The following is a 24,927-nucleotide window of genomic DNA, read 5'->3' on the forward strand; positions in this document are numbered from 1 at the left end:
ATGAACCCTACTACCAGTTTGCCCAAGCAGGTCAAGATCGTCGAAGTGGGGCCGCGCGACGGCCTGCAAAACGAGAAGGAAACCATCAGTGCCGCCGTCAAGATCGAGCTGGTCGACCGCCTGACCCAGGCCGGTTTTGTCAACATCGAGGCGGCGTCCTTCGTCTCGCCGAAATGGGTGCCGCAGATGGCCACCAGCGCGGAAGTGATGGAAAAGATCGCGCGCCGCCCCGGCACGATTTACTCGGCGCTGACGCCGAACATGCAGGGTTTTGAGGCTGCACTGGCGGCGAAGGCCGATGAAGTGGTGATCTTCGGTTCCGCGTCGGAAGCGTTCTCGCAAAAGAACATCAACTGCTCGATCGCCGAATCGATCGCCCGCTTCGAAGGCGTGGCGAAGGCGGCCAAGGAACACGGCCTGCGCCTGCGCGGCAGCATCAGCTGCGCCTTCGGCTGTCCCTACCAGGGAGACGTGCCGCTGGACGCCGTGGCCGACGTGGTGGGCCGCATGCGCGACCTCGGTTGCGACGAGATCGACATCGCCGACACCATCGGCGTGGCCACGCCGCGCAAGACGCAGGCGGTGATGGCGCGCGCGATTGCCGCCTTCCACGTGGGCGGGCTGTCCGGCCACTTCCACGACACCTATGGCCAGGCGCTGGCGAATATTTACGCCAGCCTGGAAACGGGCATCGCGATTTATCACTCGTCCGTCTCGGGCCTGGGCGGCTGCCCGTACGCCAAGGGCGCCACGGGCAACGTGGCCACCGAGGACGTGCTGTACATGATGCAGGGACTGGGCATCGCCACCGGCATCGATCTGGACCTGGTGGTGGACGCGGGGCAGTTCATCTCGCAGCAGCTGGGGCGCAAGGGATCGAGCCGCGCCGGCAATGCACTGGCGGCGAAACGGGCCGCGGCGTAGGTCGGATTAGCGTGGCGGAGCCACGCGTAATCCGACGCCACCAGCGCCATGGCCTACACTGTTGTCGGGTTACGCGCTTTGCGCTAACCCGACCTACCCGACCAATGCGACCCGTACAGGCGAAAAAAAAACCCAAGAGCCGAAACTCTTGGGTTTTTTTCTACAAATTTGGTCGGAGTACAAGGATTCGAACCTTGGACCCCCTGGTCCCAAACCAGGTGCGCTACCGGGCTGCGCCACACTCCGAAGACCAAGATAATACAGGCCGTATCGACTTCGGTCAAGGGGCAGGTGAAACTCTGTGTAAATTATTTACGGACGACACTGAGATGCATGTATTTTTCAACATGCCGGAAATATGCGACACTGGCTTGGCAAGTTTTCCCGATCAGACATGAAGGCGACGACGGCAATGGAGTTCAGGATAGAAAGAAGCGGCGGCGGCCAGCCCGTGCCGAACCGCCGCGGCATCGTGCTGGGCATCGCCGTGTCCTTGCTGCTGCATGGCGCATTGATCACTCTGTGGCGCCACGTGCAACCATCTGTTCCACCAGACACGGCCCCGCGCGTGGAATCGATCGCCGTGTGGATACGTCCGCTGGCGGCCAAGCCGCCCCCGCCGCCGGTCGAAGTCGTCAAGCCGAAGCGCGAACCAAAACCCATCAGCAAGCCGAAACTCGCCACGGCCCGGGAAACGCCGGCGGCGCCCACGGCGCCAGCATCGAGCCCGCAAGCCATCACGGTCGTACCGGCATCACCGGCCACACCGGCGGCCAGTCCCGATACCCTCAGGCAAGAAACCCCGGAGACGCCAAAGTTCGACATGGAAGCGGCCAGGAAAACGGCACGCAAGATGGCCGGCGAGCGCGATCCATCCAAGGTGGGCACGGCCGTGGGGCAAATCCCCGACAAGCCGCTGCAAACGGAAACCCAGCTGGCGCGCGACATCGCGCAGGGCAAGCGCGGCGATTGCCGCACCGCCTACTCAGGCGCAGGCTTGCTGGCGCCCGTGCTGATGTTGCTCGACAAGAAGGATAGCGGCTGCAAGTGGTAATAGTTTAACAACCCACCCATTTTGGGTAGATCGCAATCAAATTATTCCTGCCCCTTCAACTGCAAGGCCCGCTCATACAGCGCATTCTTCTTGCGGCCCGTGATCTGCGCCGTCAAATTCGCTGCCTGCTTGACGCTGCATTCGGCCAGCAGGATGTGCAGGATGCGCTCCGCTTCCATGTCTTCCGCGTCCTGCGCTTCCGTCGCGCCTTCGAGCAGGACGACGAATTCTCCCTTTTCGCGGTGCGCATCGGCGCGGATCCAGCTTTCCGCTTCGGACAGGGGGCAGCGGTGGATTTCCTCGAACAGTTTCGTCAGTTCGCGCGCGAACACCACCTGGCGCGTCGGTTCGAACGCTTCCACCAGGGCCGTGGCGCAATCGAGGATGCGGTGCGGCGCCTCATAAAACACCATGGTGGCCGTCACGCCGCGCAGGCTGTGCAGCATGTTTTCGCGCTGCTTGGCTTTCGCGGGCAGGAAGCCGACAAAGTAAAACTGGTCGTTCAACAGGCCGCTGGCGGAAATGGCGGTGATCGCCGCCGACGGGCCGGGCAGAGGCAGCACGCGCAGGCCGGCCGCGCGCACGGCGTCGACGATGCGCGCACCGGGGTCGGACACGGCGGGCGTGCCGGCGTCGGAAACGAGGGCGATGCGCTCGCCGGCCTGCAGGCGGGCGATCAGGGTTTGCGCCACTTCGCGCTCGTTATGTTGATGCGCCGCAATCAGGGGCTTGTTCAAGCCAAAGCGCGTCAGCAGGTGCGCCGTGTTGCGCGTATCTTCACAGGCGACGGCATCGGCAAGGCTCAGCAAATGCAGCGCGCGCAGGCTGATATCGGTCACATTGCCGATCGGCGTGGCCACTATATACAATGTTGCGATAGGATAGACCTGGTGCGCCGCCTCTGTCATGATGGGCAGGCTGGCGATGGAACTGATTTCTTGTACGGTCATTTTGGAGGTTAAATGCTTGCTAATAGTGTGAAGTTACTGCTTGTTTGTGCCGCGACCGGCATGCTGAGCGCTTGCAGCACGCCTTGCGACGCGCCCGGGCAATTGTGCGCGCCTATTGAATCTAACACAAGGGCGCTGCCGCCACCGAAGCCGTTGCCGCCGCCCGTGCCGCCCAAGCCGCCCGCGCCCGAACCGGTGACGTTTGCCGTGGCCGTACCAGATATTACCGCCTACGACGGCAACGGCGCCCCATTGGCGCCCATCAATACCAAGCCGGCGACCGGCACGCCGCAAGACATGCCGGCCGCCACGGCGCCGGCGCCGGCCGACGGCAAGGTCCACCACATCGGCCTGCTGCTGCCGCTGCGCTCCGCTTCCCTGGGCCCGGCCGCCGAACTGCTGCGCGCCGGCTTCATGGCCGCGTACGAGCGCGACCGCAGCGGCTTCGAAGTGACGGTGATCGACACGGGCGACGGCAGCACCGACGTGCTGAACAAGTTCGCGCAGGCGCAAGAGGAACAGGATATCGTCGTGGGGCCGTTGTCGCGCTCGGCCGTCACGGCCGTGGCGAATAGCGACCTGGTACGCAAGCCGACGATCGCCCTGAACCACCCGGACAACCGCGGCGAGGCGCGCCTGCCGGCCAAGCTGCTGGTGATGGGCCTGTCGATCGAGGCGGAAGCGCGCCAGGTCGCCGCCTGGGCCGCCAGCGAACAGCCGGGCGCCAGCGCGCTGATCCTGTCGGCCGGCTCGCCCTCGCAGCGCCGCATCAGCGCCGCCTTCAAGCAGGAATGGCTGCGCCAGGGCGGCAAGGTCGAGACGATGGACTTGACGGCCACGAATGGCTACCTGAGCGATGCCGAGCTGGTACAGCTGCGCGCGCGCCTGGCCGCCACGCCGCCGGGCCTGCTGTTTGCCGCGCTCGACGCCGACCAGGCGCGCCAGCTGCGCGTGGCCATCGGCAGCGATCTGCCCCTGTATGGCACCTCGTCCTTGAATCCCGGCGCCGGACGCGGCGCCAGCGGCCCCGAGCTCGACGGTGCGCGCCTGCTGGACTTGCCATGGCAAGTCCAGCGCGAGCATCCGCACGTGATGGTGTATCCGCAGCCGCCACAACCGGCCGACGCCCGCCTGACGGCCGACATGGAACGGCTGTACGCGCTGGGCATCGACGCCTTCCGCGTGGCGCGCGAAGTGGCGCTGCGGCCGAACGCGCCATTTACCCTTGATGGCGTAACGGGCCGCCTGGCCGTGCGCTTCGAGAATGAACAAAGCGTATTCGAACGCACGGAACAGGCCGCCACCTACCAGCAAGGCGTGCTGGGCACCTGGCCACCGGCCACGCCGGCGCCTGTCGCCGTGCCGCCGGCCCAATAAAGACACGCCATGCCACCCCTGCCTTTCCAGAATAAACAGGCACGGGGACGGCAAGGGGAAGACGATGCGCTCGCGTATCTGCTGCTGCAAGGCCTGGTGCTGCTAGAACGTAACTATCTGTGCAAGGGCGGCGAGCTGGACCTGATCATGCGCGATGGCGCGTCGGTCGTCTTCGTCGAAGTGCGGCTACGCAGCAGTGCAGCCTTCGGCGGCGCCCTGGCCAGCATCACGCCAGCCAAGCAGCGGCGCATGGTCGTGGCCGCGCAAACCTGGCTGCTGGGGCAAAAAACCGTGCCGCCCTGCCGTTTCGACGCGCTGGCCATCGATGGCGGGCGCATCAGCTGGCTGAAGAACATCCTCGATATGTAAGCATTTTTAACAGTGCTTGTCCGCCACGCCGCGCGCCTGCACTATAATCGGCAGACTATGAATAATCAACGCATCCTCTCGCACTTCCACGAAAGTGCCGAACTCAAGATCCAGGCAGCCACCGTACTGGCGCAACCGATTGCGCAGGCGATCGACCTGATGTTTTATGCATTGTCCAACGGCAACAAGATTCTCGCCTGCGGCAACGGCGGTTCCGCCGCCGACTGCCAGCATTTCGCAGCCGAGCTGGTGGGGCGCTTCGAACGCGAACGCTTTCCGCTGCCGGCCCTGGCGCTGACGACGGATACGTCGATCCTGACGGCCGTGGCCAACGACTACAGCTACCGCGAGATTTTCTCGAAGCAGGTGCAGGCCTTCGGCCAGGCCGGCGACATCTTGCTGGCCATCTCCACGTCGGGCAATTCGGCCAACGTGATGGCCGCCGTGGAAGCGGCGCTCGAGCGCGAAATGCGCGTCGTGGCGCTGACGGGCAAGGACGGCGGCGCCATCGGCAAGATGCTGACGGACGCCGACGTGCATATCTGCGTGCCGGCCGAGCGCACGGCGCGCATCCAGGAAGTCCACCTGACCACCATACATTGCATCTGCGACGGCATCGACGTCGCGCTATTCGGAGGAGACGTGAATGACTAAATTCGGTACTGGCCCAGGCTGGAAACGCGTACAACGCCCGCTGGCCACCGCACTGCTGTGCGGCGCCATGCTCACCTCGCTCACCGGCTGCATCGAACTGATGGTCGGCGGCGCGGTGATGGGCGGCGTTGCCGCAGCGGACCGCCGCACCCTGGGCGCCCAGACCGAAGACAAGTCGATCGCCGTCAAAGGCGAGTCGCGCATCCCCTCCATCACCGGCGACATGGGCCATGTGAACGTCACCAGCTTCAACCGCCGCGTCCTGCTGACGGGCGAAGTGCGCGACGAGGCGATGAAAAATGCCGTCGAGCGCGAAGTGCGCAATATCGAAGGCGTGGAATCGGTGGCCAATGAATTGATCATCGCCGGTCCGGCCAGCTACACCTCGCGCTCGAACGACGCGCTGATCACCACCAAGGTCAAGGCCAGCCTGGTCGACATGAAAACCATCTCGGCCGCCTCGTTCAAGGTCGTCACGGAAAACGCCACCGTCTTCCTGATGGGCCGGGTCACCCAGCGCGAAGGCACGGTCGCGGCCGACGTGGCGCGCGGCGTGGGCGGCGTGCAGAAAGTGGTCAAGCTGTTCGACTACATTTCGGAATCGGAACTGAAGCAGTTGCAGCCCGATCCGGCGCCAGCACGCACCACCAGCACTGGCGACACGGCGCAGCAATAAACGCCTCCTCCGTTTGACCTACGGCTTTGATGCGGCGATATGGCTATAATGGCCGCATCGCCGCGCTTTTCAAGTAAAAACCATGTCAACTTCGCCATCCGCAAGCAAGTCCTGGGTCAAGCCAGCCCTGATCGCCGTCTTCGTGGCGGGCGTGGCCGCCGCCGCTTATCTGTCGCTCAATGACAAGCAAAGCGCGCCGGACGTGACCTTCCACGGCATCCATGGCGAGAAAATCACGTCGGCCAGCCTGCGCGGCAAGGTCGTGATGGTCAATTTCTGGGCCACCTCGTGCACCACCTGCGTGGCGGAAATGCCGGACATGGTCGACACCTACAACAAGTACAAGGGGCAGGGACTGGAATTCGTGGCCGTGGCCATGAAATACGATCCGGCCAACTACGTGCTGAACTTCGCCGAAACGCGCCAGCTGCCGTTCAAGGTGGCGCTCGACGTCACGGGCGAAGCGGCCAAGGCCTACGGCGACGTGGCCCTCACGCCCACCACCTTCGTGCTCGACAAGCAGGGCAAGATCCTCAAGCGCTACGTGGGCAAGCCGGAATTCGCGGAACTGCACAAGCTGCTCGAGACGGCCATCGCGGGATAACACCGCACAAAACCTTGTTGCCAAGTGTTGCCAAACCGTTATAACCTTCCCAGGCGTGATCCCACTCACCTTGTGAAGGCCAGCCGTGCCCCTAGCCGCTCAATCGCTCGACCCGCAGCAACTGAAAACCTGGCTGCTTGCCACCGGCAACAAGGACGCCACCGCGTTCCGCCAGTTATATAACTCCACCTCATCGAAACTGTTTGGCTTCGCGCTGCGTATATTGCATAAGCAAGAGCTCGCTGAAGAAGCCTTGCAAGAGGGTTTCGTCGCCATCTGGAACAACGCCGCCACGTATCAAAGCCATCTGGCGGCGCCGATGACCTGGATGGCCACCATCGTGCGCAACAAGGCGTTCGATGTGCTGCGGCGCAGCGACGATACCGTGGAAATCGATGCCGAACAGTTTGATAGCGAAGTCATGAATGCACTCCGAGACCCCCAGGCCACGCCGATCGAATCGCTGCAACTGAGCGGTGACGCCAAGGCGCTGGCGTTTTGCATGTCGGCCCTGGAAGGGCTGCACCGGCAGGTGGTCGCCCTGGCGTTCTATCACGACCTGTCGCACAGCGAAGTGGCGCAGCAGATGTCGCTGCCGATCGGCACCGTGAAGACCTGGATACGCCGCAGCCTGGAACGGCTGCGCACGTGTCTGGCGAAACGGGAGGCATCATGAATATCCGCGGCAATGACACCCTGCGCCAGAAACTGGCGTCCGAATACGTGCTGGGCACGCTGAAAGGGGGCGCGCGCCGGCGTTTCGAAGGCTGGCTGCACAACGACGCCGACTTGCGCAATATCACGGCCGAATGGCGCCAGCGCCTGGAACCGATGGCCGAATTTGCCACGCCCGTGGCGCCGCCCAAGCGCGTGTGGCAGCAGATCGAGCAGCGCTTGCACCTGGCGCCGCAGGGCGGCTGGTCGTGGTTCCGCGATTCGCTGTCGTTCTGGCGTTCGCTGGGCATGGCCTCGAGCGCCATCGCCGCGCTGCTGGTGATCGTCGTGGCCACGCGCATGATGGACGCGCCGCAGATCAGCTATGTGGCCAGCCTGACGGACGAGAAAGCGCAAACGGCCCTGCTGCTGACGGCCGACAGCCGCCACGGCGCGCTCGAGGTGCGCATGGTGGGCAACGCACCCGTGCCGAGCGACAAGGATCTGGAACTGTGGGCCGTGCCGAAGAGCGGCAACCCGCGCTCCCTGGGTTTATTGGCCGACAAGGGCAACGTGAAACTGGCCTTGTCCGAACGTGCCATCGGCAACGACGTGGCCTTGCTGGCCGTCACGCTGGAGCCGAAGGGCGGTTCGCCGAATCCGGACGGACCGACGGGGCCGATCTTGTATAAAGGTAACTGGGTCAGGCTATAAGGAAATGTCGGGTTACGCAGCGCTGCTGCTAACCCGACCTACCGGCCTATTTCGGATACAAAATCATCTGCGTGCAGCGGAACAGGGCGATGGTCTTGCCCGTTTCCTTGCTTTTCACTACGGCATCCCACACTTGCGTGTTGCGGCCCTTGTGCTCGACCTTGGCCGTGCAGGTGAGCGTGCCTTCGCGGGCCGTGCCCAGGTGGTTCGATTTCAGTTCGATGGTCGTGAAATTGCTGGCGCCTTCGGGCAGGTTGACGATGCAGCCGTAGCCGGAAGCCGTGTCGGCCAGGGTCACCACGCTGCCCGCATGCAGGTAGCCGTTCGGCGCCAGCAAATGCGCCAGCACGGGCAATTCCGCCGTCAGCTGGCCGTCGCCCACTTCCGTGATGACGATGCCCAGGTGGCCGGGCAGGCGGCCGGTGCCGCGTTCATTCAACATTGCTACGGTGATCTCGGGATTGCTCATGCTGGTCCTTGTGCGGGTGAGTCGGGGATACGCCGGAAAATACTATGATGATAGCAATTTTCCCGGCAACGGTCTGGCGACCGCTTATTTCCGGCCGCGCCGCCGTTTCCACCACACCAGCGTCCCCGTCAGCAGGAACAGCAGCGGCATCAGGCCGAAGGCGGTAATAAAACTGCGCCCGGCCACGCCAAACGCCTGGCCCGAGTGCAGGGGGAATTGCCAGCCCAGGAAGACGTCTCCGGCCGGCGCCCGCAAGGGATCGCGTATGCGCAGGGGCAAGCCACTGCGCGCATCCAGGGTGATGCGCGTGGCGCCGTCGCCCTCGGCGATCTCGCCGGGCTGGCGCACGCGCACGTCATACGGCTGGTCCTTGCTGGCCGGCAGCACGATGCGCGACACGCGCGCCTGCGGATACAGCTGTTGCGCCGCGGCCATGGCCTGGCCCGCATCGAGCAAGTCGCCGTCCTGCCGCAGATTTTTCAGTTTGGCCTTGTCCGGCGCCGTCGAGACGAGCTCCACCAGCGGCACGACCAATTGCGGCAAATTGAAATAAATGCCGGAAAAGGCGAGTACGGCCAGCACGGGCGCGGCAAAGAAGCCGGCCGCCTTGTGAAACGTGTAGTTGAAGCGGGGCCAGGAACCGCCATGCGACACCGTCAGCGCGCGCTTGATGGCCGTCCACTGCAGGCGCGGCCACCACAGATAGATGCCGCTCAAGGCCATCAGCAGCAGCATCACGCCCGAGATGCCCGTGATGGTCTTGCCCACTTCGCCCGACAATAAATAGCGGTGCAGATGAAACATGCCCGACATCAGCAACGGGCGCGTGAGGCCGAAACGCCCCCAGTCGCGCTCGCCTTTGACTTGCAGGGTGTAGGGGTCGACCATCACCTGGCGCACGATGGCCTGGCTGAAAGGCGACGGTTTGCCGGCTTGCCGGTACGAGGCCACGTACACGTCGAGCGCATCGGCGGGCGGATTGAGCTGGGCCGGCTTGCCGTAGGCGGGATCGGCCGTGAGTCCATCGACCACCGCTTGCAGCGTGCGCGGCGTCACCTGGAACACCTGGCCGGGCGCGGGCGTGCTCGCCTGCAACAAATTCGGATTCAGATACGCGTCGAGCTCCGGCATCCAGGCGATGGCGGAGCCCGTCAAGCCCAGCAGGACGAACAGGGCACCGAACCACAGGCCCGCATACAGGTGCAGCTTGGCGAACAACCACTTGATCGGGCGTTTGGACATGGGAAGGCGACTCGGGGAATTTTGGGCTGCGAAACGATAGCATGAAAGGCCCGGAGTGAAAATCATTATCAGCTGGCATGCTGTCGTGCCCGCGCAGCGCAAATCAATTGCAACAAGCGCTGACAACGGGACGATTTTCTTGCTACTATGCGCCCATGTCTTCCCGCCAGCCCGCCCGCAAGCTTGCTCATCATGGTGCCGCCGCCCTCGCGCGCACGCCATGGCGGCTGTGCGTGGCGCTGTTCAGTGCGCTGGCCCTCGTGTTCCTGCTGTCGACGGCCGCCTCGCACCTGCACAAGACGTCGCTCGACGCGGAAGAGTGCGCGCTGTGCGCCACGGCCATCGACAAGGTGGCCGATCTCGCCGTGCCGCCGGCCATCAGCGAGCCGCCCGCCCAGTTATTGCCGTACCGCCTGCTGGCCATCGCGCCCGCCACCCTGGCGCCCGTCGCCGCCCTGATCCTGCCGCCCGTGCGCGGCCCGCCTGCCGCCTCACTGTAGTTCCCACGCTGTTTTTCCTTTTTCAGGCTGCCCCTTGTCGCGCGATCATGCGCGCCGGGCCGCCTGGCGTTGACTATTTTGAGGTTCATCATGCAACACACACCACGCCTGAGCGCGCTGTCGCTCGCCCTTGCCAGCCTGTTTACCGTTTCCGCCCATGCCGCCGAGCCTGCCGAAGCCAGTGCCGATACCGCACCGCAAGACATGCAAAAGGTCGAAGTCACGTCCGCCCACCTGAAAAGCGCGCGCATCGAGCTGTCGCCGAAAGTGGGCACCACCATCTACAGCATCGACAGCCACATGGTCGACATGCTGGGCCAGGGCGACAACACGCCGTTCAATGAAGTACTGCTGCGCCTGCCGGGCGTGTCGCAGGACTCGAAGGGCTCGGGCGCCTTGCACGTGCGCGACGACCATGCCAACGTGCAATACCGCATCAATGGCGTGCAACTGCCGGAAAGCATCACCGGCTTCGGCCAGTCGATCGACACGCGCTTGATCGACAAAACGGATTTCATGACGGGCGCCTTGCCGGCCCAGTTCGGCCTGCGCACGGCGGGCATTGTCGATATTGAAACGAAGGAGGGCGGCATGATGCCGGGCGGGCGCATCGGCATCATGGTCGGCAGCCACGACCACGTGGAGCCAAGTGCCGAATTTTTCGGCAGCGTCGGCAAGTTCAATTACTACCTGTCCGGCAGCTACCTGGGCAATGCGCTGGGCGTGGAAAACCCGCAAGCCACGCGCAGCGCCCTGCACGACAAGACGCGCCAGAACAAATCGTTCGGCAGCCTGTCGTATTTCCTTGATGACAACACGCGCCTGGGCGCCATGTTCGGCACGTATAACGGCCGCTTCCAGATTCCGAACAACCCGGACCAGGCGCCGGGCTTCTCGCTGGCCGGCCACAGCGATGCGCAGGCGGGCACGTCCAGCATCCCTTCATCGCAGCTCAATGAAAACCAGCGCGAAGTGAACCGTTTTCTCGTGCTGTCGCTGCAAAAGAGCCTGGGCGACGTCAATTACCAGGTGTCGGCCTTCCACCAGTATTCGGAACTGCACTTCACGCCCGATGCCATTGGCGACCTGATCTACAACGGCGTGGCCTCGGACTCGCGCCGCGCGAACAGCGCTTCCGGTGCCCAGTTCGACATCAGCTACAAGTTGCACCAGGACCACACCGTGCGCGCGGGCCTGGCCTACACGCGCCAGAAGACGACGAGCGACAACACGGTGGCCGTCTTCCCGGCGATCGATGGCGCGCAAACGTCCACCACGCCCATTACGGTGCTGGACAACAGCGGCAAGACGGGCACCCTGGCCAGCTTTTACCTGCAGGATGAATGGCATATCAGCAAGCCTTTGACCCTGAACTATGGCGCCCGCTTCGACAAGGTCTCGGCCTACACGAGCGAGCAGCAATGGAGCCCGCGCGTCAACCTCGCTTACCAGATCGCGCCGGGCACGGCCCTGCACGCCGGCTATTCGCGCTACTTCACGCCGCCGCCGCAGGAACTGGCGGCGCAGGCCAGCATCGACCTGTATGCGAACACGACGAATGCGCCGGAAATCGGCCGGTCCGACAACGTCAAGGCCGAGCGCACGCATTACTACGATATCGGCATCAGCCACCAGGTCAATGCAAAACTGACTGTGACGGCCGATGTGTACTATAAAAAGATCAACAACTTGCTCGACGAAGGCCAGTTCGGCCAGGCATTGATCTTGACGCCGTTCAACTATGCGGACGGCTACGCCAAGGGCCTGGAGCTGTCGGCCATCTACAGCGAGAAAAACTGGGGCCTGTTCCTCAACGCCAGCACGCAAAAGGCCCAGGGCCGCAACATCAATTCGGGGCAAGCCCTGTTTGGCGCCGATGAGTTGAACTACATCAGTAGCCACTATGTCTACCTCGATCATGACCAGAAATACACGCTGTCGGGCGGCGGCCACTATCACTTTGGCGACTCGCAAGTGAGCGCTGACTTCCTGTACGGCAGCGGCCTGCGCATGACACCGGACGGCGGCGCACCGAATTCCGGCCATCTGCCCAGTTACTTCACCGTCAACACGGCGCTCACGCACACGTGGAAGAACACGCCCGTGGGCAAGGTGGAAGGACGGCTGGCCCTGATCAACCTGTTCGACAAGTCGTACCTGCTGCGCGACGGTTCCGGCGTGGGCGTGGGAGCGCCGCAATACGGCGCCCGCCGCAGTTTCTACGCAGGCCTGTCGACAAGCTTCTAAAAGTTACGCGCGAAGACAGCGGCAGGGAGCAACGCCTGCCGCTGTCGGTTGCCGTACTGTGTCATGACTTATCCCCAGGTGATGGGTGCCTGCCCATGCGCCTGCAAATACGCGTTGGCCTGGCTGAACGGCTTGCTGCCAAAGAAACCTTTGCTGGCCGACAAGGGAGATGGGTGCGGCGCCGTCAGCACCAGGTGCTTGCCGGGATCGATCAGGGTGCGCTTGGCTTGCGCATAGCCGCCCCACAGGATGAACACGAGGTGCTCGCGCTCGGCGGACAGGTGGCGGATGGCGCTGTCCGTCAGCTTTTCCCATCCCTTGGCCGCATGCGAACCGGCCGCGCCGGCGCGCACCGTCAGCACGCTGTTGAGCAAGAACACGCCTTGCTCGGCCCAATCGGACAAATCCGTGCGCGTGCGCACCACGCCCACGTCGCTCAGTAATTCCTTGAAGATATTCTGCAGGCTAGGCTGCGGCGGCGTGCCTTCGGGAATCGAAAAGCACAGCCCCATGGCGGCGCCCGGCGTGTGATACGGGTCTTGCCCCAGGATCACGACTTTGACTTGCTCGAACGGCGTCAGGTCGAAGGCGCGAAAAATGTATTTACCGGGAGGAAAACACGGCCCCGCCGCGTACTCTTCCTTCACGAAGGCGGCCAGGCGTTCCCAGTAGGGCTGGGCAAACTCCTCCTCCAGCCGCGCCTTCCACGATGCGTCGATGCGTACGTCCATGGCTCCCCCGTCAATCATGTTTTTAAAACATCATTGATCAGTATAGCCGCGTCACGTCCGCTACCGCGTTACGGTACGGCTGGGCAATGGCTATTTGTCGTCATAGCGATAACGGCAGGCGGCCACGTAGATGCCGCCCGCGTCGGGCAGATACACGAGCCGGTGCTGGCGGTCGATGCGGCGCGACCAGAAACCCGTCAGGTCGCCTTTCAGCGGTTCCGGCTTGCCCGTGCCCTTGAACGGGTCGACCAGGCACTCATCGAGCAAGTCGTTGATTTTTTGCAGGATTTTCAAGTCGTTCTCTTGCCAGAACAAATAATCCTCCCAGGCATGATCGGTCCAGGCCAGCACGGCGGCGCGCGCCTGCCGTTTGTTTTCAGTCTTCCGGTTTTTCATGCCGCGCCAATGCTCGTGGCTGCGCCTTGCCCGCCTTGATCTGCGCCACGGACGCCATCAGGCGGCTGGCATTCTTGGCCGTGCCCAGCAAATACAGGGTTTCCTCGATGCTGTTGTAGTCCGACAAGGACAGCATCACCACGTGTTCGCCATTCACGCGCGTGATCACGGTGGGCGTATGGTCGTTGCAAACGTCGTCCATCACGCTTTTCAGGCCCGCGCGCGCCTCGCTGAAAGTCAGGATATTCATGCCGTGCCACCGCTCCATGGAAAGTACTTGCCAATAATTGTACAGGATGTTGTACATCGCTTCAATCAGGCAAAAAAAACCGCCCGGCTAAAGCGGACGGTTTTTGATACGGCGCAAGGTGCTTAGAAATTCAGCGCCGATTCCACGCCGGCGCTGTGCGCCTGTTCATCCGCATGGTACGAGCTGCGCACCATGGCGCCCACGGCCGCGTGGGTGAAGCCCATCTTGTACGCTTCCTCTTCGAACATTTTAAACACGTCCGGGTGCACGTAGCGGCGCACGGGCAGGTGGCTGTTCGATGGCGCCAGGTACTGGCCGATGGTCAGCATGTCGATGTCGTGCTCGCGCATGTCGCGCATCACTTGCAGGATTTCCTCGTCCGTCTCGCCCAGGCCCACCATGATGCCGGACTTGGTCTTCACGTCCGGGTACATGGCCTTGAAGTCCTTCAGCAGTTTCAGCGAGTGCATGTAGTCGGAACCGGGACGCGCTTCCTTGTACAGGCGCGGCGCCGTTTCCAGGTTGTGGTTCATGACGTCAGGCAAGCCATCCTTGAACAACAACAACGCTTTTTCCAGGCGGCCGCGGAAGTCCGGTACCAGCACTTCGATGCGGGTGTTCGGCGACAGGGCGCGCGTTTGCTGGATGCACTCGACGAAATGGCCGGCGCCGCCGTCGCGCAAGTCATCGCGGTCGACGGAGGTGATGACGACGTAGTTCAGGCGCAGCTTGGCGATGGTTTTCGACAGGTTGGCCGGCTCTTCCTTGTCCAGCGGATCAGGACGGCCGTGGCCGACGTCGCAGAACGGGCAGCGGCGCGTGCACTTGTCGCCCATGATCATGAAGGTGGCCGTGCCCTTGCCGAAGCACTCGCCGATGTTCGGGCAGCTGGCTTCTTCGCACACGGTCACCAGCTTGTTTTCGCGCAGGATGTCCTTGATTTCATAGAAACGGGTCGATGCCGAGGCGGCCTTGACGCGGATCCAGTCCGGCTTTTTCAGGCGCTCGACTTGCTCGATCGGAATGATCTTGATCGGGATGCGCGACGTCTTGCTGGCGCCTTTTTGCTTTTCGCTCGGGTTGTAGGCGGGAGCGGCGGGGGCGGTGCTGGAAATGGTCTCAGAAGTCATGGCTGCAAGCCCTTGACGGGCAATGTTGGTTTGTTTGCTCAGGCATCCGCTGCCTGAGGCGCGCCTGCGGCGCTGTTTGCTTCGCTTACATCGAGTAATACGGTCAATTCATGGGCCAGGGCCCGCTGCACTTCGGCCAGCGGCGCCACCACGCCCATGCTGCGCATGTCCACCGTCTTCAGACCGGAATAGCCGCAAGGGTTAATCCAGGAAAACGGCGCCAGGTCCATCGCCACGTTGAGCGATACGCCATGGTAGGTGCAGCCGTTGCCGCGCACTTTCAAGCCCAGCGCGGCGATCTTCGCACCCTTGTCTGGTCCGCCGGCAATATAGATGCCAGGCGCGCCATCGATGCGCTCGCCAGCGAGATTATACGCCGCCAGCACGTTGATGATGGCTTGCTCGATTTTATGCACGAACTGGCGCGCATACAGCTTGCCGCCCGGCTTGTTGCGGCGCAAGTCCATCAGCAGGTAAATCACCACCTGGCCGGGACCGTGGAACGTCACTTCGCCGCCCCGGTCCGTCTGCACCACGGGAATCGCGTCCGCGCCAGCCAGCAGATGGCCGCGGTCGGCCGCCAGGCCCAACGTAAATACGGGCGGATGCTCGACGATCCACAGTTCGTCGCGCGTGTCCGTCGTGCGCGCGTCGGTAAAGGCGCGCATGGCGGCAAAGGTGGGCTCGTAATCGACGCGGCCCAGTTCGCGGATCAGCGCCGTTTCGGTGCGGGTGGTGGTCATGACGGGTTCTGTAATCAGCTGCCGGCGCCCTGCGGACGCTGCGGCAAAGCCGTGATTATAAGCCAGGCCGCCGTTTCATTCAGCCGCAGGCGCAGGCGGCAGCAGCAACCTGCCCAATTTTTGTGCAGCATGGCGCACCTGGGCCAGGCTCAAGGCCGTATAACCGAGCAGCACGGCCGGCGCCATCCTGGCGCTGTGGCAAAAATCACCAAGCGGCTGCAGCGCCAGCCCTTCCTGCGCGGCGCGCGCGCAAAACACCCGTTCATCGCTGTCTGGCGGCAGCCACAGCACGCAATGGAAACCCGCCTGCTGTCCCGTGACCGTGTAGCGGCCGGGGGCAATCTGCTCGAGGCAGGCCAGCAACAGGTCGCGCCGCTCCTTGTAGGCCAGCCGCGCCTGGCGCAAATGGCGCACGAAAGCGCCTTCCTCGATCCAGGCGGCCAGCGCCAGCTGTTCCGTCACGCCCACGGAACGGCCCGTCAACTGCACGATGCGCAGCAACTGCGGGCGCAGAGCGGGCGGCAGCACCATGAAGCCCACGCGCAGGCCGGCAAACAGGGTTTTATTAAAACTGCCACAGTAAATCACGCGCTGGTACTGGTCCAGCGCCTTCAGGGCCGCCAACGGCGCGCTGTGGTAATTGAATTCGCTGTCGTAATCGTCTTCCACCACCCAGGCGCCGTGGTCGTTCGCCCATTCCAGCAAGGCCAGGCGGCGCGTGACGGACATGGTCACGCCCAGCGGCGACTGGTGCGCCGGCGTCACATACGCGAGGCAGGCGTCCGCGTGCGCGGCCAGGGCGGCGCAATCGATGCCCTCGGTATCGACGGCAATATCCACCGGCACGGCGCCCGCGAGCGCGAACAGGGCGCGCGCGGCCGGGTAGCCCGGTTCTTCCAGGCAAACTTTATCGCCCTCGCGCACGATGCCGCGCGCCAGCAAATCGATCGCGTGGCGGATGCCGGTCGTGACGACGATATCCTGCGGGTCGCAGCGGATGCCGCGGTATTTGGCGAGGAAGTCGGCGATCTGCTGGCGCAGCTGGGGCAGGCCGGCCGGCTCGGCGCTGCACAGCTGCTCCGGCGTGACGGCGGCCAGCGCCCGCGTGGCGCACTTGGACCAGGCGGCCATGGGAAACAGGCTGGCGTCGGCGCGCCGCGCAACAAACGGCAAGCCGTCGCGCACGCCCGTGTCCGATGCGGGCGCCGGCGCCACAGCCAGCGTGGCCGGAGCGGCATCGCCAAAGCCTGCCATCAAGAAGCGCTCCGGCACGACGGCGCACACGCGCGTGCCGGAGCCGGGCACGCGCGTCACATACGCTTCCGCGTGCAGGCGGTCGAACACGGTTTCGATGGTGCCGCGCGACAACTCCCACCGTTCGGCCAGGGTACGGCTGGACGGCAAACGGCTGCCCGCCGGCAGCATCTTCGTCAGGATGGCCGAGCGCAGCGCTTCATACGCGCCATCCTGCTTGTTGACGCCTTCCTTGTCGAGCCAGCTGGTCGGGCGAGGCAAGTCCAGGGCGTGCGGTGATTTTCCTCGCGGCATGATAATCGTCCAAGTGGTCCAATGAGTTTTCTGATGAGTGGCACTTCGCATTACACCACAACCATCCTACTCTCACCGTTCCGGTGCGCCAGCGGGGTGCACGCTTGTATGGATCGAGTACAACAATGCAGAAACACATCGCTGTATGGGCCTGGGGCGGCATCGTGCTGCTCCTGGTCTGCCTGTCGCGCATCAGCATCGACATCTATTTGCCTTCGCTGCCGGCCATGGCCGACGCCCTGCATGCCAGCGATGCGCAGTTGCAACTGACCTTGAGCCTGTTCATGGCCGGCTCGGCCGCCTCGATGCTCGCTTGCGGGCCGCTGGCCGACCGTTACGGACGCCGTCCCGTGCTGCTGGCCGGCACGGGCATTTTTGTGCTCGCCAGCATCGTCTGCACCGTGACCAGCGACGTCCACGTGCTGATCGCCGCGCGCGTGCTGCAGGCGTTCGGCGGCTGCAGCGGCACCATCATCGGCCGGGTCATGGTGCGCGACCGCTTCGATCCCGTCACGCAGGCGCGCATGCTGGGGAAAATTTCGATGGTGATGGGTTTGTCGCCTATCCTCGCGCCGCTGGCCGGCAGCGTGCTCGACGCGGCATTCGGCTGGCGCGCCGTGTTTGGCGTGCTGTGCCTGCTGGGGGCGCTGTCGCTGGGGCTGATCGCCGCGTATGTGCCGGAAACCAGGCCGGCCAGCGTCGCGCCACAGGGTAATACCCTGGCCCTGTACCGCCGCCTGCTGGGCGATGCGTATTTCCTGCGCTATGCGCTGGCCATCGGCTGCGTGTATTGCACGTATTTCCCGTTCATCGCGGAATCGTCCGTGCTGTTGCAAAGGGGCATGCATCTGTCGCCGCACGCATATGCGCTGGTGTTCGCGCTGACGGTCAGCGGCTATATCGCCGGATCGAGCCTGTTTCGCGCGCTGGGACCGCGCCTGGGCGCCGATTACATGCTGGGCGTGGCGGTGCTGATCAATGTGGCGGGCGCGGCCAGCCTCTTGCTGGCGGGTACGTTGGCACCGCGGCACGTGGCATCGCTGGTGGCGCCCATGCTGCTGGTGATGGTGTCGGTGGGCATGGCGATTCCCGCCTGCCAGCTGGCCGTGCTGCAGCCGTATGGCGACCAGGCGGGCAGCGCCTCGGGCCTGTTCTTCTTCGTGCAGATGCTCATCACGGCCGTTTGCGGCGCCGTCATCGCCGCCATCACGGACGGCAGCGAAAAGCCGCTGCTGTGGGTGACGGCGGCGGCCAGCGCGGCCTTTGCCCTCGTGTGGCGGCTGACTAAGCCAGTTGCGGCAACGGCACCTGCGCCAGCCACTGCTGCACGCTAGCGCGCTGCCACTGGGCCAGCGCATAGCCGTGCAGCGCAGGCGGCACCGGCTCGCCGCTCTTGATCAAACGCAGCAGCATCAGGGCCAGGTCCGTGTCGGCGATGCTCCAGGCGCCAGCCAGGTAGTCACCGTGCACGAGTTCGCCCGCGATCTGCAGCAGCTTGGCGGCGGCGGCTTGCGCCGCCGGCGACAGCGGCGCATGGTCGGAACGGGGCGGGTGGAACACGACGGTGGAATCGCACTCGTTGCGCAGCGCCAGCAGGTCGCTGCGCAGCCACGCCTGCACCTGCCGCGCCCGCGCCCGCTGGCGCACGTCGCGCGGCAGCACGGATGGATAGTCGGGCGCGGCAAAGACGTCGTCGAGGTAGTCGGCGATGGCGTTCGATTCCGTCAGAATAAACCCGTCATGCTCGATGGCCGGCACGCGCTGCGTCAGGCTGAAGTTGCTGAACGGCGGCTGGCGCGCCGCGCCCGCGTCCAGGTCGACGTCCCGCACGGTGAAGGGAAGCCGCTTTTCGCTCAGGGCGACAAAGGCGGACAGGGCATACGGGCTGATGCGGTTGCGGTCGACATACAGAATGAGGGACATGGCGGGCCTTCCTGTGGATAAGTGAACAGGATTCATCATAAAGCGCGGCACGTGGCGGACAAAACGAGTTATATTCGACATTCTGGTTACTTTTATTCACATCAAACTCCATGTCCAGACTGCCCAATTTTTCAGCATTGCGCGCCTTCGAGGCGGCCGCCCGCCATGGCAATTTTTCGCGCGCGGCCGAGGAACTGCACCTGACGCACGGCGCCATCAGTCACCAGGTGCGCAAGCTGGAAGAGGAACTGGGCTTGCTGCTATTCCTGCGCAACGGCCGCCACGTGACGGTCACGCCGCAGGGGCGGCAATTTGCGCTGGTGCTGGGCAAGGCTTTTACGGAGATCGCCACGGCGGCGCAAGCGCTGCGGCCCGCGCCCGCCAATACGCGGCTGACGATTACGGCGATTCCCTCATTCGCGGCGCGCTGGCTGGCGCCGCGCCTCGGGCATTTCATCGAACGCCATCCCGGCATCGAAGTGGTGCTGCAAACGAGCGGCGCCTTGCAGGATCTGGAAAGCGAAGGCATCGACGTGGGCATCCGCTTCGGCCGCGGCCATTATCCGGGCTTGCTGGTGCAGCCGCTGATGGGCGACGTGTATTACCCCGTCTGCAGTCCCCGGTACCGGGGCGGCAATTTGCCGGCCACGCCGGGCGAACTGGCGCACGCAACCTTGCTGCGCTCGCTCGAACCGTGGCGGCCATGGCTGGCGGAGGCCGGCTTGCCATTGGCCGAGCCCGTGGGCGGCGTGCTGTACGAGGATTTGTCGATGCTGATACGCTCAGCCATCGATGGCGACGGCGTGGCGCTGGTGCGCCATGTGGTGGCGTTGCAGGAGGTGGCGGCGGGGCGGCTGGTGCGCCTGTTCGACATGGCCGTGCCCTGCGCCGACGCGTATTACCTGGTCAGCCCGCCCGCTGCGGCGCGGCGCGAGCCGGTGCGCGCCTTCCGTACCTGGCTGGGCGAAGAAATCGCCGCCTTCCAGGCACGCGAAGCGCCGACCTTGCTTACATGACGATCTTGACCATTGGGTGGCCCGACAGCGCCGTGTACAGGGCGTCGAGCTGCTCGCGGCTGATGGCGCGCACGGTGACGGTCAGGCCCGTGTAATTGCCCTTGCCCGATGGGCGCTCTTCCATGCGGCCTGCGTGGAAAGTCGGATCGTGGCTGATGACCAGCTCGAGCATGGTCGGCGCGAAGTCGACATGCGTCGGGCCCATGATCTTGATGGGAAAGTCGCTCGGGTATTCGATCAGCGATTCGCTGGGAGGAATCGTCACTTCGGTCGGTGGGGTCGTTTGCATGGGAAATCCAATCAGTGCCGGTCAGAACAGGCAGCGCTTATCGCGCGGCGGCTGCATAAAAGCGTATTGTAGCCAACTTTGCGGGCGGCTGCGCCGGCCGCCATGGCGCAGACGGCAAGGCAAAAAAAAAGCCAGCTTTGTAAGCTGGCGAAAACTATTTCGTTTGGACAAAATAGCCGGAAAAGTCGATGCTGTCACTTGGAGGATAAGCAGTGGTCGTACTGTAGACAAACGACGGCGGCTTTACCTCCGGTATGTGACGAACTGCGCATTTCGCGGCTTGAACGTCGATACGGCGCGACAGACGGCACGGCCGTCAGCGCTCCACTTCCTGCATCCGGCCATTGCGGCCGGGACCGCCGCGCTCGTTGTTACGCTCATGGTTGCGCTCACGCGGCGGATTGGCGCGCTCGGCACCGCGCGCTTCCTGGGACGGACGGGCGGCTGGGGCCGGCATCGGCGGCGCGGGCCGCGGCTGGGCCACGGGAGGCGGGGCAGGCAAGACAGGCGGCGCCGTCTGCAACGCTTCGCGGCGGGGGCCACGCTCGGCGCGGTGCCAGTCGGCGCGGGGCCGCTCCTCGCCGCGCCACCCGGGGCGGGCCACATGATCTTGCACGGGCGGCAAGGCCGGCATCGCCGGCATCAGGGGCTGTTGCGGCACCGGCGGCTGGGCCGGCACGGGCGGCCGGTTCGGCTGCATGGGACGCGGCGCCATGTGCGTCAGGCCATCGTCCGTCTGCAAGCGGCCGGGACGGTTGACCCCGTCGCGCCGGGGCTCCCTCGGCTCGACGGGACGCTGCCAGTTGCCGGCCGGCGCGGGCGCCGTGCTCAACGGCAAGCTTTGCATGACGGGCGGCGGCATGGTCGTGCGGTTGCGGCGCGGCACGTCGACCGTGCGCGAGCCGCCAAAACGCTCGCCCGGCAGCATCGTCATGCCTTCGCGCCGTTCGCGCTCGCCCGCCACGGGGCGGCGCCCTTCGGCCATCCGGTTGATGCGGCGTTCATACTCGGCGCTGGCGCGGTAGCCGGGCACGTAGCGCTCGTGCGGCGACAAAGGAAACCAGCCGACGCCGGGGCGCTGGCCACGATGTGGCCCGTTATGTGGTCCATGCGTGCCGCCGACCCAGCCCACCAGCGCCGGCGCCCAGGGCACGCGGCCACGTTCGCGGCCCGGGGCCCAGCCCCAGCGGTGGCCCAGCAGCACCCAGCGGCCGTAGTGCGAGGGCGCATAACCCCACGGCGCATTGTCGACCCAGGTCCAGCCCCACGGCGCGATCCACGTCCAGCGCCCGTCGCTGTACGGCACCCAGCCGGCCGGCACGCTGCTCGGCAGCCACAGGGGGCCGTATTCCTCGTTGTCCTGCCAGGCGCCGTAGCGGTCCAGCTCTTCATAGCCGGTGGTATCGTCGGTGACATAGCGCAAGGCCGGCGCGGCGGCGGGCAAGGCTTCGGGCCAGTCGTCGAAGGCGATCCGCTGCAAGGCGCCCGTGCGCAGCTCCTCGTCCGTCAGCTCGGCGCGCTTGCCGGCACGCAAGGTCACGCCGCCCGTCGCGCCATCCACGTCGGCCTCGCCGTCAAGCACGCTGACGACGCTGGCACCGGGCTGGCGCCCCGCCTCGATGCGCACCCAGCCCGGCTGGGTCAGGATCACGCGGGCCTGGGCCGTGCTCAGTTCGAAGCCGCGCAACGCATCGGGGTTGCGCACGCGCACGCTGACCGTGCCATGGAATAGGTGCAGCTTGAAACTGTCGTCATCGAGTTCGCTCACTTCCAGCTCGGAATCGCCATCAAGGCGCACGGCGGCGGCGCCCACGCGAAATTCGGCCAGCGCGCCGCGCAGGGTGGTCAAGCGGTTATCCGTCGTGACGGGCCAGTTCAACAGGGCGTTTTGCGCGTCGCCATCGCCGGCGCGCACCAGCACCTGCCCTTCGACGGTGGAAATGCGCCCCACGCGCGCGGGCGGATCCTCGGCCAAGGCCAGCGAGCACGCCGACGACAGCAGCACGGCGCACACGGTGTTGAGGAAGGGGAAAGACAGGGTCGGACGCATGGCAGCGCTCCAGGCAGGACTTACAAGGACATGTACCGATTACATCCCCATAGTGCGGGCATCGCAAGCGGGCTTACAAATGTTTGCATGTTGATCTGGTTCAGGATGCCGCCTGGCTGCCGCGCTTGACGAAGAACAGGGCGGCGCCCACGGCCATCAGCAAGCCGCCAAAGAAACGGTTCTGCTTTTTCACGGCGCGCGCGTCGCGGAAAAAGCGCTGCATCGAGGAAGCCAGGAAGGCGTAGCTGTGCATGACGATCTGATCGATCGTGCACATGGTGACGGCCAGGATCAGCAGCTGCGGCAGCAGCGGCGCTGCCGGGCTGATAAATTGCGGCAATACCGCCACCATGAAAATGATGCCTTTCGGATTCGTCACATTGGTCAGAAAGCCCGTCAGCACGCGCCGGCCCATGGATGGCACCACGGCGTCGGCATGCAGGTCGCCCGTGACGGCCACCTTGGCGCGCCACTGCGACAGGCCCAGGTAGATCAGGTACAAGGCGCCCACCGTCTTGACGATATTGAACCCCACTTCCGAGGCCAGCAGCAGCGAGCCCACGCCGGCGCCGGCGATACCGAGCACCACCAGCAGCCCCAGTTGCAGGCCGAGAATCGTCGCGCTGGCCTTTTTCACCCCGTACGACAGGCCGTGCGACATCGACAGCACGGCGCCCGAGCCGGGCGAGACGGCGATGATGGAGGCGGCGATGACAAAGGTGATCCAGGTGGCGAAGGGCATGCGGTTTCCAAAAAATGGTGGCGATCAACAATTTTAACCCGGTCAGTGCGGCCTTGCCGGCCCGCCCTGAGGTAAGATCGCAGTCACGCCTTACCTGGGCCATCCCTTGCCGTACAACCAAGAATAACATCATGAAAAACAACACTTTCCTCGCTCCACGATTCCCTGCCACCGCCATGGGAGCGCGCTGAGATGGCCGGCTCCAGCCTGTTGGCCCTGCTCGACGACATCGCCAGCATCCTCGATGACGTTTCCCTGATGACCAAGGTGGCCGCCAAGAAGACGGCCGGCGTGCTCGGCGACGACCTGGCGCTGAACGCGCAGCAAGTGGCCGGCGTGCGCGCCGAGCGCGAGTTGCCCGTCGTCTGGGCCGTCGCCGTCGGTTCGCTGAAGAACAAGGCCATCCTCGTGCCCGCCGCGCTGGCCATCAGCGCGTTTGCGCCGTGGGCCATCACGCCGCTCTTGATGGTGGGCGGCGCCTACCTGTGCTTCGAGGGCTTCGAAAAGATCGCCCACAAATACCTGCACCCGGACGACAGCCACAAGGCCGAGCTGGCGCAGGCGCTGCGCGACCCGCAGGTGGACCTCGTGGCGCTGGAAAAGGACAAGATCAAGGGCGCCATCCGCACCGACTTCATTTTGTCGGCGGAAATCATCGTCATCGCGCTGGGCACGGTGGCCGCGGCCACCTTCGCCGAGCAGGTGGCCGTCGTCGTCGGCATCGCCCTCCTCATGACGGTGGGCGTCTATGGCCTGGTGGCCGGCATCGTCAAGCTCGACGACGCGGGCTTTTACCTGGCGGCGCGCAAGGGCGCCGGCGCGCTGATGAATGGCGTGCGCGGCTTTGGCCGCATGCTCGTGTCGGCGGCGCCGAAACTGATGAAATTCCTGTCCATCGTGGGCACCCTGGCCATGTTCATGGTCGGCGGCGGCATCCTGACGCACGGCTGGCCGTGGGCCAGCGCCATGCTGCACCATGCGGAAGAAGCGGTGGCCAGCGTGGCCGGCATCGGCCCCGTGCTGGCCGCCGTCACGCCCAGCCTGATCAATGCGGTGGCCGGCCTCATCGCCGGCGGCCTGGTGCTGGCCGGTGTCACCGCCGTGTCGGCTTTATTGCGCATGGTCAAATCAGGCAAATAAACTTTCTGGTCTGATGGGGCGGCAGGCGCATCCGTGCCTGCCGCCCCGGCCATGCCGGCGGCGCCTGCTGCCCATGGAGACCCTATGCAGACATCCCCCGCCCCACGCCCCAGCAGCGCCTTTATCGGCGCCTCCTGGGCGGCATTGCTGATCGGCATCGTCACTTACCTGTCCGGCCTGTGGAACGCCAGCATGGCCCTCAACGAGAAGGGCTATTACTTCACGATCCTCATGTACGGCCTGTTCGCCGCCATCTCGCTGCAAAAGTCCGTGCGCGACCGCGCCGAGGGCATCGCCGTGACGGGCATTTACTTTGGCCTGTGCTGGATTTCCGTGCTGCTGGCCTTGCTGCTGCTGACTGTGGGCCTGTGGAACGCCACCCTGCAAAACAGCGAAAAGGGTTTCTATGCCATGGCGTTTTTACTGAGCCTGTTCGCCGCCGTGGCCGTGCAAAAGAACGTGCGCGACGTGGCGCGCGCCACGCCGCTCGCGCCGCTGGACGTGCCGGGAACTTAAACGCCACCGCCGCGTCTAT

28 protein-coding genes and 1 tRNA gene are annotated in these 24,927 nt (G+C 64.7%); 15 read left to right on the forward strand and 14 right to left on the reverse strand.

Translation table 11 applies throughout. The features are described from left to right. Positions 1-924 carry a hydroxymethylglutaryl-CoA lyase gene (locus IGS55_RS10315; protein ID WP_230516814.1) on the forward strand — a complete coding sequence of 308 codons (924 nt, stop codon included), beginning with the start codon at positions 1-3 and terminating at the stop codon, positions 922-924. Between the two features lie 169 nt (positions 925-1,093). On the opposite strand, the gene IGS55_RS10320 is transcribed toward IGS55_RS10315, so the two are convergent. Next, a tRNA-Pro gene (locus IGS55_RS10320) sits at positions 1,094-1,170 on the reverse strand. Positions 1,171-1,318: 148 nt separating this feature from the next. Between IGS55_RS10320 and IGS55_RS10325 the strand changes: the two genes are divergently transcribed. Then, positions 1,319-1,978 carry a hypothetical protein gene (locus IGS55_RS10325; RefSeq protein ID WP_230516815.1) on the forward strand — a complete coding sequence of 220 codons (660 nt, stop codon included), beginning with the start codon at positions 1,319-1,321 and terminating at the stop codon, positions 1,976-1,978. Between the two features lie 41 nt (positions 1,979-2,019). Here the strand turns inward: IGS55_RS10325 and rsmI are convergent, their stop codons facing one another. Continuing rightward, positions 2,020-2,928, reverse strand: a complete 909-nt coding sequence (gene rsmI, locus IGS55_RS10330) for a 16S rRNA (cytidine(1402)-2'-O)-methyltransferase (protein WP_230516816.1) — start codon at positions 2,926-2,928, stop codon at positions 2,020-2,022. Positions 2,929-3,093: 165 nt separating this feature from the next. Between rsmI and IGS55_RS10335 the strand changes: the two genes are divergently transcribed. From IGS55_RS10335 to IGS55_RS10365, 7 genes are all read left to right on the forward strand, one after another. Continuing rightward, positions 3,094-4,305, forward strand: coding sequence for a penicillin-binding protein activator (locus IGS55_RS10335; protein WP_230516817.1), 1,212 nt, complete (start codon positions 3,094-3,096; stop codon positions 4,303-4,305). Between the two features lie 9 nt (positions 4,306-4,314). Continuing rightward, the gene (locus IGS55_RS10340; protein ID WP_128140648.1) at positions 4,315-4,674 is read left to right on the forward strand and encodes a YraN family protein; all 360 of its coding nucleotides are present in this window, start codon (positions 4,315-4,317) and stop codon (positions 4,672-4,674) included. A gap of 57 nt (positions 4,675-4,731) precedes the next feature. Then, positions 4,732-5,328: a phosphoheptose isomerase gene (locus tag IGS55_RS10345; protein WP_034752465.1), complete on the forward strand. Its 597-nt coding sequence runs from the start codon at positions 4,732-4,734 to the stop codon at positions 5,326-5,328. Beyond that, on the forward strand, positions 5,321-6,004 hold the full coding sequence (locus tag IGS55_RS10350) for a BON domain-containing protein (RefSeq protein ID WP_230516818.1): 684 nt from the start codon (positions 5,321-5,323) through the stop codon (positions 6,002-6,004). Before IGS55_RS10345 ends, IGS55_RS10350 begins: the two co-directional genes overlap by 8 nt. 82 nt (positions 6,005-6,086) lie before the next feature. After that, positions 6,087-6,608 carry a peroxiredoxin family protein gene (locus tag IGS55_RS10355; RefSeq protein ID WP_034752467.1) on the forward strand — a complete coding sequence of 174 codons (522 nt, stop codon included), beginning with the start codon at positions 6,087-6,089 and terminating at the stop codon, positions 6,606-6,608. A gap of 85 nt (positions 6,609-6,693) precedes the next feature. Continuing rightward, positions 6,694-7,284 carry a sigma-70 family RNA polymerase sigma factor gene (locus tag IGS55_RS10360; RefSeq protein ID WP_034752469.1) on the forward strand — a complete coding sequence of 197 codons (591 nt, stop codon included), beginning with the start codon at positions 6,694-6,696 and terminating at the stop codon, positions 7,282-7,284. Continuing rightward, positions 7,281-7,976, forward strand: a complete 696-nt coding sequence (locus IGS55_RS10365; RefSeq protein ID WP_230516819.1) for an anti-sigma factor — start codon at positions 7,281-7,283, stop codon at positions 7,974-7,976. The genes IGS55_RS10360 and IGS55_RS10365 overlap by 4 nt, the downstream gene beginning before the upstream one ends. A gap of 46 nt (positions 7,977-8,022) precedes the next feature. Here the strand turns inward: IGS55_RS10365 and IGS55_RS10370 are convergent, their stop codons facing one another. Next, positions 8,023-8,445: a PaaI family thioesterase gene (locus IGS55_RS10370; RefSeq protein ID WP_230516820.1), complete on the reverse strand. Its 423-nt coding sequence runs from the start codon at positions 8,443-8,445 to the stop codon at positions 8,023-8,025. An 84-nt stretch (positions 8,446-8,529) separates the two neighbouring features. Further along, on the reverse strand, positions 8,530-9,687 hold the full coding sequence (locus tag IGS55_RS10375; RefSeq protein ID WP_230516821.1) for a PepSY-associated TM helix domain-containing protein: 1,158 nt from the start codon (positions 9,685-9,687) through the stop codon (positions 8,530-8,532). Between the two features lie 155 nt (positions 9,688-9,842). On the opposite strand from IGS55_RS10375, the gene IGS55_RS10380 reads away from it, so the two are divergent. After that, positions 9,843-10,187, forward strand: a complete 345-nt coding sequence (locus IGS55_RS10380) for a hypothetical protein (RefSeq protein WP_230516822.1) — start codon at positions 9,843-9,845, stop codon at positions 10,185-10,187. A 90-nt stretch (positions 10,188-10,277) separates the two neighbouring features. After that, positions 10,278-12,434 (forward strand): TonB-dependent receptor, encoded by a 2,157-nt coding sequence (locus tag IGS55_RS10385; protein WP_230516823.1) that lies wholly within the window; start codon positions 10,278-10,280, stop codon positions 12,432-12,434. A 68-nt stretch (positions 12,435-12,502) separates the two neighbouring features. Here the strand turns inward: IGS55_RS10385 and ung are convergent, their stop codons facing one another. From ung to pdxR, 6 genes are all read right to left on the reverse strand, one after another. After that, positions 12,503-13,165, reverse strand: a complete 663-nt coding sequence (gene ung / locus IGS55_RS10390) for a uracil-DNA glycosylase (protein WP_230516824.1) — start codon at positions 13,163-13,165, stop codon at positions 12,503-12,505. 90 nt (positions 13,166-13,255) lie between these two features. Continuing rightward, positions 13,256-13,561 carry a Txe/YoeB family addiction module toxin gene (locus IGS55_RS10395; protein WP_230516825.1) on the reverse strand — a complete coding sequence of 102 codons (306 nt, stop codon included), beginning with the start codon at positions 13,559-13,561 and terminating at the stop codon, positions 13,256-13,258. Beyond that, positions 13,542-13,811: a type II toxin-antitoxin system Phd/YefM family antitoxin gene (locus IGS55_RS10400; RefSeq protein WP_070223351.1), complete on the reverse strand. Its 270-nt coding sequence runs from the start codon at positions 13,809-13,811 to the stop codon at positions 13,542-13,544. The genes IGS55_RS10395 and IGS55_RS10400 overlap by 20 nt, the downstream gene beginning before the upstream one ends. A 122-nt stretch (positions 13,812-13,933) precedes the next feature. Beyond that, positions 13,934-14,941 (reverse strand): lipoyl synthase, encoded by a 1,008-nt coding sequence (lipA, locus tag IGS55_RS10405; protein WP_034752483.1) that lies wholly within the window; start codon positions 14,939-14,941, stop codon positions 13,934-13,936. Between the two features lie 38 nt (positions 14,942-14,979). Further along, entirely contained in the window at positions 14,980-15,684 is a 705-nt protein-coding gene (gene lipB / locus IGS55_RS10410; RefSeq protein WP_230516826.1) for a lipoyl(octanoyl) transferase LipB, read from the reverse strand. A gap of 75 nt (positions 15,685-15,759) precedes the next feature. Beyond that, a complete protein-coding gene (pdxR, locus tag IGS55_RS10415; RefSeq protein ID WP_230516827.1) occupies positions 15,760-17,232 on the reverse strand; it encodes a MocR-like pyridoxine biosynthesis transcription factor PdxR in 1,473 nt (490 codons plus the stop codon). A 125-nt stretch (positions 17,233-17,357) separates the two neighbouring features. Here pdxR and IGS55_RS10420 point away from each other — a divergent pair, with 125 nt between their 5' ends. Next, positions 17,358-18,566, forward strand: coding sequence for a multidrug effflux MFS transporter (locus IGS55_RS10420; protein ID WP_230516828.1), 1,209 nt, complete (start codon positions 17,358-17,360; stop codon positions 18,564-18,566). Here the strand turns inward: IGS55_RS10420 and yfcF are convergent. Next, a complete protein-coding gene (gene yfcF / locus IGS55_RS10425; RefSeq protein WP_230516829.1) occupies positions 18,517-19,155 on the reverse strand; it encodes a glutathione transferase in 639 nt (212 codons plus the stop codon). The two genes, IGS55_RS10420 and yfcF, sit on opposite strands and share 50 nt — an antisense overlap. A gap of 110 nt (positions 19,156-19,265) precedes the next feature. On the opposite strand from yfcF, the gene gcvA reads away from it, so the two are divergent. After that, on the forward strand, positions 19,266-20,171 hold the full coding sequence (gcvA, locus tag IGS55_RS10430; protein ID WP_230516830.1) for a transcriptional regulator GcvA: 906 nt from the start codon (positions 19,266-19,268) through the stop codon (positions 20,169-20,171). Here the strand turns inward: gcvA and IGS55_RS10435 are convergent. The 3 genes from IGS55_RS10435 to IGS55_RS10445 all read right to left on the reverse strand — a co-directional run bounded on the left by IGS55_RS10435 (position 20,164) and on the right by IGS55_RS10445 (position 23,252). Continuing rightward, complete coding sequence (locus tag IGS55_RS10435; RefSeq protein WP_034752493.1) at positions 20,164-20,460, reverse strand: DUF493 family protein; 297 nt, start codon at positions 20,458-20,460, stop codon at positions 20,164-20,166. The genes gcvA and IGS55_RS10435 overlap by 8 nt on opposite strands. 316 nt (positions 20,461-20,776) lie before the next feature. Next, a complete protein-coding gene (locus IGS55_RS10440) occupies positions 20,777-22,510 on the reverse strand; it encodes a FecR family protein (RefSeq protein ID WP_230516831.1) in 1,734 nt (577 codons plus the stop codon). 100 nt (positions 22,511-22,610) lie between these two features. Then, on the reverse strand, positions 22,611-23,252 hold the full coding sequence (locus tag IGS55_RS10445) for a LysE family transporter (RefSeq protein ID WP_230516832.1): 642 nt from the start codon (positions 23,250-23,252) through the stop codon (positions 22,611-22,613). A gap of 192 nt (positions 23,253-23,444) precedes the next feature. Between IGS55_RS10445 and IGS55_RS10450 the strand changes: the two genes are divergently transcribed. Together IGS55_RS10450 and yiaA are read left to right on the forward strand one after the other, a co-directional pair. After that, positions 23,445-24,392 carry a DUF808 domain-containing protein gene (locus IGS55_RS10450; RefSeq protein ID WP_230516833.1) on the forward strand — a complete coding sequence of 316 codons (948 nt, stop codon included), beginning with the start codon at positions 23,445-23,447 and terminating at the stop codon, positions 24,390-24,392. 84 nt (positions 24,393-24,476) lie between these two features. After that, positions 24,477-24,908 (forward strand): inner membrane protein YiaA, encoded by a 432-nt coding sequence (gene yiaA, locus IGS55_RS10455; RefSeq protein ID WP_230516834.1) that lies wholly within the window; start codon positions 24,477-24,479, stop codon positions 24,906-24,908. Positions 24,909-24,927 lie beyond the last annotated feature (19 nt).

Origin of the sequence: Janthinobacterium sp. EB271-G4-3-2, assembly GCF_020858035.1 — a bacterium.
GTDB lineage: Bacteria > Pseudomonadota > Gammaproteobacteria > Burkholderiales > Burkholderiaceae_D > Janthinobacterium > Janthinobacterium aestuarii.

What these genes read in the sequence shown, in the direction of transcription:
- rsmI (WP_230516816.1), bottom strand. Translation starts at nt 2,928, where the DNA reads ATGACCGTACAAGAAATCAGTTCCATCGCCAGCCTGCCCATCATGACA.
- IGS55_RS10370 (WP_230516820.1), bottom strand. Translation starts at nt 8,445, where the DNA reads ATGAGCAATCCCGAGATCACCGTAGCAATGTTGAATGAACGCGGCACC.
- IGS55_RS10350 (WP_230516818.1), top strand. Translation starts at nt 5,321, where the DNA reads ATGACTAAATTCGGTACTGGCCCAGGCTGGAAACGCGTACAACGCCCG.
- IGS55_RS10345 (WP_034752465.1), top strand. Translation starts at nt 4,732, where the DNA reads ATGAATAATCAACGCATCCTCTCGCACTTCCACGAAAGTGCCGAACTC.
- IGS55_RS10395 (WP_230516825.1), bottom strand. Translation starts at nt 13,561, where the DNA reads ATGAAAAACCGGAAGACTGAAAACAAACGGCAGGCGCGCGCCGCCGTG.
- IGS55_RS10380 (WP_230516822.1), top strand. Translation starts at nt 9,843, where the DNA reads ATGTCTTCCCGCCAGCCCGCCCGCAAGCTTGCTCATCATGGTGCCGCC.
- IGS55_RS10355 (WP_034752467.1), top strand. Translation starts at nt 6,087, where the DNA reads ATGTCAACTTCGCCATCCGCAAGCAAGTCCTGGGTCAAGCCAGCCCTG.
- IGS55_RS10315 (WP_230516814.1), top strand. Translation starts at nt 1, where the DNA reads ATGAACCCTACTACCAGTTTGCCCAAGCAGGTCAAGATCGTCGAAGTG.
- IGS55_RS10435 (WP_034752493.1), bottom strand. Translation starts at nt 20,460, where the DNA reads ATGCAAACGACCCCACCGACCGAAGTGACGATTCCTCCCAGCGAATCG.
- IGS55_RS10445 (WP_230516832.1), bottom strand. Translation starts at nt 23,252, where the DNA reads ATGCCCTTCGCCACCTGGATCACCTTTGTCATCGCCGCCTCCATCATC.
- pdxR (WP_230516827.1), bottom strand. Translation starts at nt 17,232, where the DNA reads ATGCCGCGAGGAAAATCACCGCACGCCCTGGACTTGCCTCGCCCGACC.
- IGS55_RS10440 (WP_230516831.1), bottom strand. Translation starts at nt 22,510, where the DNA reads ATGCGTCCGACCCTGTCTTTCCCCTTCCTCAACACCGTGTGCGCCGTG.
- lipB (WP_230516826.1), bottom strand. Translation starts at nt 15,684, where the DNA reads ATGACCACCACCCGCACCGAAACGGCGCTGATCCGCGAACTGGGCCGC.
- IGS55_RS10365 (WP_230516819.1), top strand. Translation starts at nt 7,281, where the DNA reads ATGAATATCCGCGGCAATGACACCCTGCGCCAGAAACTGGCGTCCGAA.
- IGS55_RS10325 (WP_230516815.1), top strand. Translation starts at nt 1,319, where the DNA reads ATGAAGGCGACGACGGCAATGGAGTTCAGGATAGAAAGAAGCGGCGGC.
- IGS55_RS10400 (WP_070223351.1), bottom strand. Translation starts at nt 13,811, where the DNA reads ATGAATATCCTGACTTTCAGCGAGGCGCGCGCGGGCCTGAAAAGCGTG.
- IGS55_RS10385 (WP_230516823.1), top strand. Translation starts at nt 10,278, where the DNA reads ATGCAACACACACCACGCCTGAGCGCGCTGTCGCTCGCCCTTGCCAGC.
- IGS55_RS10450 (WP_230516833.1), top strand. Translation starts at nt 23,445, where the DNA reads ATGGCCGGCTCCAGCCTGTTGGCCCTGCTCGACGACATCGCCAGCATC.
- IGS55_RS10420 (WP_230516828.1), top strand. Translation starts at nt 17,358, where the DNA reads ATGCAGAAACACATCGCTGTATGGGCCTGGGGCGGCATCGTGCTGCTC.
- yfcF (WP_230516829.1), bottom strand. Translation starts at nt 19,155, where the DNA reads ATGTCCCTCATTCTGTATGTCGACCGCAACCGCATCAGCCCGTATGCC.
- IGS55_RS10340 (WP_128140648.1), top strand. Translation starts at nt 4,315, where the DNA reads ATGCCACCCCTGCCTTTCCAGAATAAACAGGCACGGGGACGGCAAGGG.
- gcvA (WP_230516830.1), top strand. Translation starts at nt 19,266, where the DNA reads ATGTCCAGACTGCCCAATTTTTCAGCATTGCGCGCCTTCGAGGCGGCC.
- IGS55_RS10375 (WP_230516821.1), bottom strand. Translation starts at nt 9,687, where the DNA reads ATGTCCAAACGCCCGATCAAGTGGTTGTTCGCCAAGCTGCACCTGTAT.
- lipA (WP_034752483.1), bottom strand. Translation starts at nt 14,941, where the DNA reads ATGACTTCTGAGACCATTTCCAGCACCGCCCCCGCCGCTCCCGCCTAC.
- ung (WP_230516824.1), bottom strand. Translation starts at nt 13,165, where the DNA reads ATGGACGTACGCATCGACGCATCGTGGAAGGCGCGGCTGGAGGAGGAG.
- yiaA (WP_230516834.1), top strand. Translation starts at nt 24,477, where the DNA reads ATGCAGACATCCCCCGCCCCACGCCCCAGCAGCGCCTTTATCGGCGCC.